Below are 12,147 nucleotides of genomic sequence, written 5' to 3'. Positions count from 1 at the left end.
AGAGGGCTGGGATGCTGTCATATCAACATATCTATCACGCCGGAAATCTGGCCGATGTTCAGAAACACGCGCTGCTGGCGCGGCTGCTGGATTATCTCACGCGGAAGGACAAGCCGCTCAGCTATATCGAGACCCACGCCGGGCGCGGGCTCTATCAGCTGGATGCGGCAGAGGCGGTCAAGACCGGCGAGGCGGCGGCGGGGATCAGCCGCCTGCTGGATCAGGCCCTGCTGGCCGAGGATCACCCCCTGGCCGCTGCTATTGCCGCAACCCGCAGCGCTCATGGGGAGATGGCCTATCCGGGGTCGCCGCTGATTGCAGCGCATCTGCTGCGCGAGGCCGACAGTCTCAATTTTGCCGAGCTGCACCCGCAGGAAAACGCCGCCCTGCGGCAGGCGCTGTGGTCGCATGGGCTGGGGCGGCGGGTCCATGTGCATCAGCAGGACGGGTTTGAGCTGGCGCAGTCGCTGGCGCCGCCGACGCCGCGTCGCGGGCTGCTGCTGATTGATCCCAGCTATGAGGTAAAGCGCGACTACGCCCAGATCCCCGGCCATATCGCCAAGCTGCACCGCAAGTGGAACGTCGGCGTCATTGCGCTGTGGTATCCGATCCTGACGGACGGGGCGCATAAGCCGATGCTGAGCGCGCTGGAGGCGCAGGGGCTGGCCGGCGCATTGCGTCATGAGGTGCGGTTTCCCCCGGCGCGGGAGGGGCACCGGATGGTCGGCTCGGGCATGTTCATCGTGAATGCGCCCTATGGCACCGAGGAAGAAGCCGCGCGGCTGACCAAACTGTTCAGCCGTCTGGGCTGAGATGCGGCCAACAGAGGCGGTTGGCCCTGGGCAGAACGAAAAAGGCCACCCGTCGGGTGGCCTTTGCTGTTTCAGATCAACGCATTGATCAGGTGATGTCCTTGTAGGAAATCTCGCGGGTGTCGGCGCCTTCGCCCATTTTGCTGCGGCGGATGATCAGGCGGTTGAGGGCGCTGATATAGGCGGCGGCAGAGGCGACAACTGTGTCGGTGTTCGCGCTCTCGCCCGTGGCGATCACGCCGTCTTCTTCCAGTCGGACAGACACAGTGGCCTGCGCGTCGGTGCCTTCGGTGACTGCATGGACCTGATAGAGCTGAAGATGGGCCGAGTTCGGGTGGATCTTGCGGATCGCCTTGAAGGCGGCATCGACAGGGCCGTCGCCTTCTGCGGTCTCGGTCACATCCTTGCCGTCGACTTCCATTTCGATGGTGGCCTCGGCGGGACCGCCGGTGCCACAGACGACTTTCATCGACACCAGCTTGAGGTGGTCATCCTCATCGCCGCTGGTGCGCATCAGCGCGATGATGTCGTCGTCAAACACCTCTTTCTTGCGGTCGGCGAGTTCTTTGAACCGGACAAAGAGATCCTTCAGCTGGTTGTCGCCCACCTCAAACCCGAGCTGGCTGAGCTTGTCGCGCAGCGCCGCACGGCCGGAATGTTTGCCAAGCGGCAGCGAGGTGCCGGCAATGCCCACATCCTCGGGCCGCATGATTTCAAAGGTTTCCTTGTTCTTCAGCATACCATCCTGATGGATGCCGCTTTCATGGGCAAAGGCGTTCTTGCCGACGATGGCCTTGTTCGGCTGCACGACAAATCCCGACACGGTGGAGACCCGGCGCGAGATGTGCATGATCTTCTTGGTGTCGATGCCGGTGGTAAAGGGCATGATGTCACCGCGCACCTTGAGCGCCATCACCACCTCTTCCAGGGCGGTGTTGCCCGCGCGTTCGCCCAGACCGTTGATGGTACATTCGATCTGGCGCGCGCCTCCTGCAACGGCAGCCAGCGCGTTGGCGGTCGCCATGCCGAGGTCGTTGTGGCAATGGGTGGCAAAGATCACGTCATCTGCACCGGGCACGGTTTCGATCAGGCGCTTGATCAAATCGGCGCTCTCGACCGGGGCGGTATAGCCGACGGTATCGGGGATGTTGATGGTGGTGGCGCCCGCCTTGATGGCAATTTCGATCACCCGGCAGAGGTAATCCCATTCGGTGCGGGTGGCATCCATCGGCGACCACTGCACATTGTCCACCAGATTGCGGGCGTGGGTGACCGTCTCGTGGATCTTCTCGGCCATCTCATCCATGGTGAGGTTGGGAATGGCGCGGTGCAGCGGCGAGGTGCCGATAAAGGTGTGGATGCGCGGCTGTGCGGATTTGCGCACGGCTTCGGCGCAGCGGTCGATATCCTTGAAGTTGGCGCGCGCCAGACCACAGATCACGGCATTTTTGGAACGTTCGGCAATCTCGCTCACCGCTTTGAAGTCGCCTTCGGAGGCGATGGGGAAGCCCGCTTCGATGATATCGACGCCCATGTCGTCCAGCAGCTCGGCAATCTCGAGCTTTTCATCATGGGTCATGGTTGCGCCGGGGCTCTGCTCGCCATCGCGCAAAGTGGTGTCGAAGATCAAAACGCGATCTTTGTCAGCTGCAGTCGTCATGTCGGTATCTTTCTTGTCTGTCCTAAAATCCAATCCATGTGGCGCGCATGCCTTCCCCTCTGAGCGGGCGCGCCGGATGGCACGCTCAGAGGCGGATTAGGATCAGTAGGGCGCGCAGATCTGCACCGCGCGGGGCGGTGGCAAAGCAAGGGATATCTGCACGCATCATCATGACGCAGAGTTATACAGAGCCAAAGACGAATGGAAAGACAGAAATTGACCGGGCAGGGGCAAAGCCTGCGACTGTAACCCGTTGGCCCGGATCAGACATGCTACGCCTTATGGCCGGGCGCGCGCTGTGCGGCGGCTCCGCTACGCCTTTTGGCGCGGTGGGGCGCGCCAGCCTATCCGGTCGGCCGTGCTGCGGGTCAGCGGTAATCAGTTGCTGGCGTTTGCATCGTCGGTGGCGGTGGCCGGGTCGGCTGTTGTGGCATCATCGCTGTCCTGTGCCGCCGCACCGGTGGTTTTGAGCGCGCCGTTCTCCCAGGTGCCTTCGGCTTGCTGACCGCTGGCATAACGCATCACACCCGGTCCCTGACGTTTGGAATTGAGAAAGCTGCCCTCGTAGACATCGCCATTGGCATAGGTCGCGACGCCCTGGCCGCTGATCTTGCCTTCGGTCCAGTCGCCCTCATAGCTGAAGCCATCTGTCATCACGATCTTGCCGGTGCCGTGGCGCTGGCTGTTGGCAAAGCTGCCGGTATAAACCGAACCGTCGGGGTAGGTGACAACCGCTTCGCCATGGCGCTGCCCCTCTTTCCAGCCGCCGTCGTAGCGGTAGCCGTCAGGGTAGGTCATCACGCCCTGGCCGTGGTTCTTGGCGTTCTGGAACTCGCCTGTGTAGACCAGCCCGTTGGGATAGGTTGTGGTGCCGCTGCCCTCGATCACGCCGGCCACCCAGTCGCCTTCGTAGGTGGAGCCGTCGGGATAGGTGATCTTGCCCACGCCATCGGCGAGATCATCGCGGAACTGGCCCTCGTAGACCGAACCGTCGGGATAGGTGACGCGGCCCTTGCCCTCGATCTGACCGGCCAGCCATTCGCCGGTGTAGACATAGCCGTCGGTCTTGGTGAAGGTGCCTTCGCCGTGGCGCAGGTCATCCTCGAAATTGCCGATATAGACATCGCCATTGGCATGGATCTGCTTGCCTTCGCCCTGACGGCGGCCGGCCACCAGCGGGCCTTCGTAGATATCGCCATTGGGCTGGGTCAACACGCCGGTGCCATCCATCTGGTTTGCGGACCAATCGCCCTCGTAAACCAGACCATCGGGCATGATCAGCTTGCCTTTGCCCTCCAGCTGGCCGTCGCGGATGTCGCCCTCATAGGTGGCGCCGTCCGGGTAGGTGATCTTGCCGGTGCCTTCCTTGCGGCCATCGACCCAGTCGCCGTCATATTCATAGCCGCCGGGATTGCGCATGATGCCTTTGCCATGGTGCTTGGCATCGCGAAAGCCGCCCTCATAGCGCGCGCCATTGGCATAGACCGCAACCCCCTGGCCATTGATTACGCCGTCCGACCACTCGCCATCATAGGTGCCGCCATCGGCAAAGGTGATCTTGCCTGCGCCTTCGGGTTTGCCTTTGACGAACTCGCCCTCGTAGATGGATCCGTTGGGGAAACGCGCAACGCCACGACCGCGGACTTCGCCATCGACCCAGTCGCCGGTATATTCATAGCCGTTGGGCAGCCGGTAGGTGCCGGTGCCATGTTGCAGGCCGCCGCGAAAGGTGCCCTCATAGATGCCGCCGATTTCATCCTGCGTGGTCAGCACCTTGCCATCCTGGGCCAGGGCCGGGCGTCCGACCCCGGCAGCGCCAAGCGCCAGAGCGGAGGTCAGAAGAGCGGCGGTGGTGAAACGGGTCATGGAATATCTGCTTGCCATAAGGGGAGCCGGGGTGCGGGCCTGTTGATCGGTTTGACAGGAAACTATGCCACAGCCGCCGCCGTCGCAATGTCTTTTGCCACTGCGGTCTTTCCCTCGCAGCGTGATCTGTTTAATGGCAGAAGGCAGGATTATCGAAGGACGCAAGCAGGATGGCTGATCGTTTTCGCGTGACACTGGCCCAGTTGAACCCCACCGTCGGGGATCTGGCTGGCAATGCAGATAAGGCCCGCGAGGCCTGGGCCGCAGGCCGCGAGGCAGGTGCTGATCTGGTCGCCCTGCCAGAGATGTTCATTACCGGTTACAACACGCAGGATCTGGTGATGAAGCCGGTTTTCCACCGTGCTGCCATTGCCGAGGTTGAGCGGTTGGCCGCCGATTGTGCCGATGGTCCGGCGCTGGCGATCGGCAGCCCCTGGGTCGAGGGCGACAGGTTGTACAACGCCTATCTGATCCTGAAGGGCGGCAAGATCACCACGCAGGTGCTGAAACATCACCTGCCAAATGCCACCGTCTTTGACGAGGTGCGGATCTTTGATGCGGGCCCGCTGGGCGGTCCTTATGCGGTTGGCGATACCCGGATCGGCAGCCCGATCTGCGAGGATAGCTGGTATGAGGATGTGGCCGAAACCTTGGCCGAAACCGGCGCGGAGTTCCTGCTGATCCCCAATGGATCGCCCTATTATCGCAACAAGATGGATGTGCGGCTCAACCATATTGTGGCCCGCTCGATCGAGACCGATCTGCCGGTGATCTACCTCAATATGGTGGGCGGCCAGGATGATCAGGTTTTTGATGGTGGTTCGTTTGTGCTGAATCCGGGCGGGGCGCTGGCCTTGCAGATGCCGGTCCTGCGCGAAGATATCTGCCATCTGGATCTGGAGCGGACCGCCGAGGGCTGGCGCGCCGTGGATGGCCCCAAGGCGGTGCTGCCGGATGAGTGGGAGCAGGATTACCACGTCATGACGCTTTCGCTGCGTGATTACATGCGCAAGACCGGCTTCAAGAAGGTGCTGCTGGGGCTCTCGGGTGGCGTCGATTCCGCCATTGTCGCCACGATCGCGGTCGATGCGCTGGGGGCTGAGAATGTGCGCTGCGTGATGCTGCCGTCCGAATATACCTCGCAGGCCTCGCTTGACGATGCCGAAGCGGTGGCAAAGGCGCTGGGCGTGCGCTACGACTACGTCCCGATTGCCGAGGGGCGCGCCGCGATCACCAACACGCTGGCGCCGCTGTTTGCCGGGATGGAGGAGGGGCTGACCGAGGAGAACATCCAGTCGCGCCTGCGCGGGCTTCTCCTGATGGCGATGTCCAACAAATTTGGCGAGATGCTGCTGACCACCGGCAATAAATCCGAGGTCGCCGTGGGCTATGCCACGATCTATGGCGATATGGCGGGGGGCTACAACCCGATCAAGGATCTCTACAAGACCCGCGTGTTCGAGACCTGCCGCTGGCGCAATGCCAATCACCGCGACTGGATGATGGGGCCGGAAGGGGAGGTCATCCGCCCCTCGGTCATCGACAAGCCACCGAGCGCCGAGCTGCGCGACGATCAGAAGGACAGCGACAGCCTGCCGGATTACCCTGAACTGGACGCGCTGCTGGAGATCCTGGTGGATAGGGACGGTTCGATTGCTGATTGCGTTGCGGCCGGGTTCTCGCGGGAGACGGCAAAACGCGTGGAACACCTGATTTATATCAGCGAATACAAACGCTTTCAGTCAGCCCCCGGTGCGCGGCTCACACCGCGCGCGTTCTGGCTGGATCGTCGGTATCCGATCGTGAACCGCTGGCGCGACCCCAGTTGACCGACCAGTAAGGCGCTGGGATCCACCCGTTGGTGTCAGCGATATCGGGCTGGTCCCTGCGGCCAAAGGTGCGGCCAAGGCGGGAGCATCGCATACGTTCGGTCGAGGTCAGCTGCCGGAGAAGGGGCCGTTGGCGGGATCGGCTTCCTGGCAATCCACGACGCAGTTGCGGCCTGCATCCTTTGCCGCGTAAAGCGCGCGGTCAGCGGCGTGCATCAGATCCTGCGGCAGCAGGCCATCCTCGGGGAAGCTGGCAACGCCGATGGAGATGGTGACACGCGGCAGCGTGCCGGAGCCATAGCGCAGCGTGATTTCCTCAATCGCGACACGCAGCGCTTCGCCGACCTCCATCGTCTGTTCCTTGTCGGTATCCGGCAGGAAGACGGCAAATTCCTCGCCGCCCATCCGGCAGCAGATCTCGCCATTGCGGAACAGATCCTTCAGCGTGTCGCCAATGGCGCGCAGCACCATGTCGCCCGCATCGTGGCCATGGGTGTCGTTGAAGGTCTTGAACCGGTCCGCATCAAAGCTGAGCACTCCCAGCTGGCTGGCGCGCCGGTCGGCCAGCGCCACCGCATTGCGCAGCTCGCCGAGGAAATAGCGCCGATTGTAGACACCGGTCAGCGGATCGCGGGTGGACTGGTCGTGCAATTCGTCGCGCAGGCGGACATTGGCCACCGCCAGCGAGATATGTTCGCCGCAGCGCAGGGCAAGGCGATGCAGCGCCACCTTGCGCTTGGGGTCGGTTTCCGGTGCAAATTTCACATGCAGCAGACCGACGGTATTGCCATGGGCGACCACCGGAAAACAGACGTAATCGCCATGCTCATCGGTGGCAGGCTGCTCCTCGACATGGGCGCAGGGAAAGGCGATCTTATCCGCAGAATAGAGATACTGCCGCCCGCGCCGCAGCGCCCAGCAGGCATCGGCAAAGATGTGGTCATGGACCTCGGCCCCGCCCCAGTGGCATTTGCCATCCAGAACGTCCCGCGAGTTGGAGTAGATGTAAAGCTCGCCCTGGGATTGCGGAAACAGCTTCGCCATGAAGGCGCTGACAATGCGGAACAGCTCCTCCTGGGATTTGCAGGAATGCAGCCAGACGTCGAGCTGCGACAGCAGCTTGGCCTCTTCGCGCCAGGACTGTTCCGCCGCAAGCGTCTTCAGCGCGGTCAGCTCCGCCTCCTCGGCGGCCTGGCGCGCCAATGTCAGGTCCCGCGCACTGCGCTCGATCTGGGTCACATCGGTGTAGCAGGAGACAAAGCCGCCGGTGGACAGCCTGCGGGTGTCGATCTGAAGGCGCCGTCCCGACGGCATCCTGCGGGTTGCCGAAAACCGCTCCTTGTCAGAGCTGAAATCCTGTTCGGCCTGTCTGGCGCTGTCTTCGGTCACATGGCCCAGCCTGACGGCGGTGGCAAAAAACGCCTCGCGCGAATAGCCCGGAAAGATGTCGCCATTCTGCAGCTCCAGCAGGGTAAGCAGCCGTTCGTTGAAGACCTGGCAATGCCCGTCCTCGGTCCAGACCATCACGCCCTGATCCAGCTTGTTCAACACATCCATGAGCCGCGCATGGGAGGGTTCAGGCAAACTCTCCGCCTGCAACATGTCGCTCGGGATCACTTTGTTCACGGGAGACCCCATTCTTCGTACCAATAATCGTCAGTGCTGCGACAGGCTGACACAGGAAGTCTGAACGAAATCTAAGCCGCCCCCTGAAAAACGCGGACAGTTTGAGACGACTTGGGATCAACCGTTGGCGACTGCGCCGCAACTGGACAAAACGTCGCCTATGTGACATGGGGCAGGGCAACAGGAGACTTGTGATGACAACCACCCGATTTGCCCCGTCGCCGACCGGCTATATCCACGTTGGCAATCTGCGCACCGCGCTGATGAACTATCTGATCGCCCGCAAGGCCGGCGGCAGCTTCATCCTGCGCATCGACGACACCGACCCGGAGCGGTCGAAAGAAGAATATGTCGATGCCATCAAGCAGGATCTGGAATGGCTGGGCCTGACCTGGGACCGTGTCGAACGCCAGTCCGAACGTCTTGACCGCTATGTCGCCGCGGCCGACAAGCTGCGCGAGATCGGCCGGTTCTACGAGGCGTTTGAAACGCCGGTTGAACTGGACCTGAAGCGCAAGAAGCAGCTGAACATGGGCAAGCCGCCGGTCTATGATCGCGCTGCGCTGAACCTGTCGGAGGACGACAAGGCCAAGCTGCGCGCCGAGCGCGGCGATGGTGTCTGGCGCTTCAAGCTGGATCAGGAGCGGATCGAGTGGACCGATGGTATCCTGGGCGATATCTCCATCGATGCCGCTTCGGTCTCGGACCCGGTCTTGATCCGTGGCGACGGCCAGTTCCTCTATACGCTGGCCTCGGTAGTGGACGACACGGAAATGGGCGTGACCCATGTTGTGCGCGGCTCTGACCATGTCACTAACACCGCCACCCAGATCCAGATCATCGAGGCGCTCGGCGGCACTGTCCCCTCCTTTGCGCATCACTCGCTCTTGACCGGCCCGCAGGGTGAGGCGCTGTCCAAACGCCTCGGCACGCTGGCCCTGCGCGATCTGCGTGAAGCGGGCGTGCAGCCGATGGCGCTGCTGAGCCTGATGGCGCGCCTTGGCTCCTCCGACCCGGTTGAGCTGCGCGCGGAGCTGGCAGAGCTGATCGAGGGGTTCGACATCAACCGTTTTGGCGCTGCGCCGACCAAGTTCGATGTGCAGGATCTCTACCCGCTGACCGCCCGGTATTTGCAGTCACTGCCGCTGGAGGCCGTGCAGTCCCATGTGGACGCGCTGGGGGTTCCGGCAGAGAAACAGGCCGCATTCTGGGATATGGCCAAGGAGAACATCACCACGCTGAAGGATCTGGCGGGCTGGTGGGATCTGTGCCGCGACGGCGCCGAGCCGCTGGTGGCTGATGAGGACAAGGACTTCATCGCCGAGGCGATGGCGCTGCTGCCCGAAGGCCCCTACGACAGCGAGAGCTGGGGCACATGGACCGCTGCTGTGAAAGAGGCGACGGGCCGCAAGGGCAAGGGGCTGTTCATGCCGCTGCGCAAAGCCGTGACCGGCATGGAGCGCGGCCCCGACATGTCCGCTCTGCTGGCGCTGATGGAAACGGTCCGCGCCCGCGGCTGAGCTTTGACGACTGTCTGATGCAAACGCGGCACCATAGGGGGCCGCCTTTGTGCTGTCCGGGGTGCTCCCGCCCACATCGGTGGCATCACAGAAGCCACCTCTGCGGTTGGGCCGGGCGCCGCGCGCCCGCGCGGCGCCGCAGACCGCCTGTAGGCGGTCTGCCATGCCCAACTGCGCTCAGGGCAGGGCAGATCTGCCCTGTTGCGCGGGCGGGAGCCGCCTTGGCCGCCGCCCTTTGGGCCCGCCGTCGGGTGTCACTTCGGCTCTCCCTCCTGGTCTCCCTCTTGGTCATCTCCCTTCCGCTTGCCATCGCGCAGGTCGGCGGCGGCCTTGGCCATGGCCGGGTTGGGATGATGCGCCAGCGCCGAGAGCGCCTTGTCCATCCAGTCGATCACCGCAGGGTCGTCGCCGCCGGCGCGGGCGATAGGCGGAAAGGCGCAGGACAGCAGGTGCCGGGCCGAGACCGCAGGCATCATCACCCGGTCAAAGGACACGTCGCGCGCGTCAGGCTCGGCCTCATCCGGGGTATTCTCCCACAGCAGCCGTTCCAGCCGCCCCATGACCTCCAGCGCGGTGCCGGGATCATTGACACCGGGCGACAGGGCGCGCTGTGCGGTTTCCGCCAGCAGCGTCAGGCCAAAGGAGGGATCCTGATCGAAACTGCGCACATCACCGATTTCGATGCAGCGGCTGGCCGCCTCGCAGAGCGTCTCCTCGCCGGTCTCGGCATAGGCCACCGGCCGCCCGCGCAGCACGAATTCGCCGGGGGTGCGGTGGATGGCGATCCTGGTCTCGGCCTCTTCGGCCAGCGTCTGCAACCCTGCGACATCGACAAACCGCACAAAGCCCGAGGCCTGCGCCGGGATGGCCCGGCCCTGCTGCTGAAATCTGGTGTCATCCTCGGCGCAGGCGGCGCCCAGACAGGGCGCTTCGGCCCGCTGGCGCAGGCTGGTGCGGCTGCGCTCTTCGATCAGGCGCAGCGTGTGATCCATGCTGCCAAGTCCCGACAGATGGTCAATCCAGCGCAAAATCGCCACGACGATCAGCGCCACCACTCCGACGGTGATGGCAAAGACCACGATGGCGGCATCCTCGCTGTAGAACCCGGCGCGGAACAGGATCACCGCACTCAGGCTGAAGACAAACCCGCCGACAAAGGTGGCCAATACGCTCTGGGTGATCGTATCCTCCAGCAGCAGGCGATAGACCCGTGGCGTCGCCGTGGCGGCGGCCGTACGATAGGCCGAGACCATGACATTGAGCGAGAATGTAGTGACCGCCAGCATCCCGGAGGCAAGGATGGTCAGCACCGGCAGCGCCGCCTCGCGGCCAAAGCGTTCGCCCAGATCTTCGGGGATGAAGGGCGTGAGCCAGGGGGCGATGGCCAGCGCCAGCAGCGAACAGGCCGAGAGCAGCACAACCCGGAACCACAGTTGCCGGGTGATCCGCCGGACATAGAGCAGGGTGCGGGAAATCACTGATCTGCCCCGATAACGGTCGCGCCAAGCGCCAGCAGATGCTGATCGACCAGATCCAGCTCTTCAGCAGTCAGCCTCTGCGCTCTGGGATATCGCGGGGCACTGCGGTCGTTCAGGATCGGCGCGTCCCAGCCATCGGTTGTGCGCACGAAGGCGGCGACACCATCGGCGCCGAAGACGTCCAGATAGCCCTGAATGACCACGTCGAGATAGCTGAGCAGGATCGGATGGCGCAGGCTGGCCGCGCGCTGGCTGTGGCCGGGCACCGCATAGACCGCGATATCCGTCTCCGGGTTCAGATCATGCTGGACCGCGCCGCTGGCAGGCAGCCGTTCATAGGCAAATTCGCGGTCATCAAGCGCCGCCCAGTCGGCCCCCGGCACCTCGGCGATCAGCCCGTCGATGGTGGTTCTGTCACAGGGCACGGCGCTGAGAAAGGCAACCGGGCGCAGATCGGTATGCACCCAGGCCCGGCGCCAGCCGCTGAGTCGCGCGGGGCGGGCCTGACCGTAGCCATGGGTGCGCGTGTTCACCAGGCTGCCGTAGCCAAAGAAATAGGGGGCTGGGGAAACGGGGGCGGGCATTCAGATCTCCTGACTGGCGATGTCTGTCTCAGCGGCGCTGACCGCCACAGGCAGGCGGGGTCTGTCGCCCACCGTTTGCCCTGCGTCGGCGCTGCCTGCGGGCGGCGCAGCGGGACCCGGCAGGGGCAGGGTCAGGGGCAGGGGCAGGCGAAAGCGCGTGCGGCTTTGATACATGTCAAAGTGGCCTTTGTGCGGCCATGTCATGATCTTGCGACAAGGCACCTCGGAGGGGCGATCATGCGGATCACGAAACGGACAAATATTGCAGTGCGGCTGTTGATGTATTGTGCAGCCCATGCGGACCGCCTGGTTACCAAATCCGAAATTGCCGCGCGCTGCAATATCTCGGAGAACCATTTGGCGCAGGTGATCAACCAGTTGGCGCAGCTGGGCTATCTGCATACGCAGCGCGGGCGCAACGGGGGCATGTCGCTGGGCAGGCCCGCGGCGGAAATCGGCATTGGCGATGTCTTTCGCGCGGTCGAGGGCACGGTGCCGATGGTCGAGTGTTTTGCCGATGCCGACAATACCTGCCCGCTGGTTTCGGCCTGTCGGCTGCGGATTGCCCTCACCGATGCGGCGCAGGCCTTCTACCGATCGCTGGACGGGATCACCCTGGAGGCGCTGGTCTGCGACAATGATGCGCTGTTTGCCCTGTTCCAATCGCCGGTTTCGACCGGCTGCGCGCGCTACGCCAGCTGAGATGCTCTGGCGCCCGCCCGCCGTGGCTGACGTCGTGGCTGGTGTTGTGGCGGGCGGCCCCGCAAGCGCG

9 protein-coding genes are annotated in these 12,147 nt (G+C 63.6%); 4 read left to right on the top strand and 5 right to left on the bottom strand.

Annotation, left to right across the window (positions count from 1 at the left end; genetic code table 11):
• The first annotated feature begins 11 nt into the window (after nucleotides 1-11).
• Complete coding sequence (locus VWZ81_RS08065; RefSeq protein WP_416542916.1) at nucleotides 12-812, top strand: 23S rRNA (adenine(2030)-N(6))-methyltransferase RlmJ; 801 nt, start codon at nucleotides 12-14, stop codon at nucleotides 810-812.
• Nucleotides 813-900: 88 nt separating this feature from the next.
• On the opposite strand, the gene VWZ81_RS08060 is transcribed toward VWZ81_RS08065, so the two are convergent.
• Nucleotides 901-2,472, bottom strand: a complete 1,572-nt coding sequence (locus VWZ81_RS08060; protein WP_340547309.1) for a 2-isopropylmalate synthase — start codon at nucleotides 2,470-2,472, stop codon at nucleotides 901-903.
• Nucleotides 2,473-2,850: 378 nt separating this feature from the next.
• The gene (locus VWZ81_RS08055) at nucleotides 2,851-4,338 is read right to left on the bottom strand and encodes an MORN repeat-containing protein (RefSeq protein ID WP_416536692.1); all 1,488 of its coding nucleotides are present in this window, start codon (nucleotides 4,336-4,338) and stop codon (nucleotides 2,851-2,853) included.
• A 170-nt stretch (nucleotides 4,339-4,508) separates the two neighbouring features.
• Here VWZ81_RS08055 and VWZ81_RS08050 point away from each other — a divergent pair, with 170 nt between their 5' ends.
• Nucleotides 4,509-6,167, top strand: coding sequence for an NAD+ synthase (locus VWZ81_RS08050; RefSeq protein WP_416536693.1), 1,659 nt, complete (start codon nucleotides 4,509-4,511; stop codon nucleotides 6,165-6,167).
• Between the two features lie 108 nt (nucleotides 6,168-6,275).
• On the opposite strand, the gene VWZ81_RS08045 is transcribed toward VWZ81_RS08050, so the two are convergent.
• Entirely contained in the window at nucleotides 6,276-7,793 is a 1,518-nt protein-coding gene (locus VWZ81_RS08045; RefSeq protein ID WP_340547306.1) for a diguanylate cyclase, read from the bottom strand.
• A 194-nt stretch (nucleotides 7,794-7,987) separates the two neighbouring features.
• On the opposite strand from VWZ81_RS08045, the gene gltX reads away from it, so the two are divergent.
• A complete protein-coding gene (gltX, locus tag VWZ81_RS08040; RefSeq protein WP_340547305.1) occupies nucleotides 7,988-9,313 on the top strand; it encodes a glutamate--tRNA ligase in 1,326 nt (441 codons plus the stop codon).
• Between the two features lie 254 nt (nucleotides 9,314-9,567).
• On the opposite strand, the gene VWZ81_RS08035 is transcribed toward gltX, so the two are convergent.
• Nucleotides 9,568-10,791, bottom strand: a complete 1,224-nt coding sequence (locus VWZ81_RS08035) for a DUF2254 domain-containing protein (RefSeq protein ID WP_416542915.1) — start codon at nucleotides 10,789-10,791, stop codon at nucleotides 9,568-9,570.
• Nucleotides 10,788-11,375 (bottom strand): gamma-glutamylcyclotransferase family protein, encoded by a 588-nt coding sequence (locus VWZ81_RS08030; protein ID WP_416542914.1) that lies wholly within the window; start codon nucleotides 11,373-11,375, stop codon nucleotides 10,788-10,790. Before VWZ81_RS08030 ends, VWZ81_RS08035 begins: the two co-directional genes overlap by 4 nt.
• A 237-nt stretch (nucleotides 11,376-11,612) precedes the next feature.
• On the opposite strand from VWZ81_RS08030, the gene VWZ81_RS08025 reads away from it, so the two are divergent.
• The gene (locus VWZ81_RS08025; protein ID WP_416536697.1) at nucleotides 11,613-12,077 is read left to right on the top strand and encodes an RrF2 family transcriptional regulator; all 465 of its coding nucleotides are present in this window, start codon (nucleotides 11,613-11,615) and stop codon (nucleotides 12,075-12,077) included.
• Nucleotides 12,078-12,147 lie beyond the last annotated feature (70 nt).

This window comes from Phaeobacter sp. JH20_34, assembly GCF_048056095.1.
GTDB classification, from domain to species: Bacteria; Pseudomonadota; Alphaproteobacteria; order Rhodobacterales; family Rhodobacteraceae; genus Phaeobacter; species Phaeobacter bryozoorum.
This window is presented reverse-complemented; position numbering and strand designations above follow the sequence as displayed.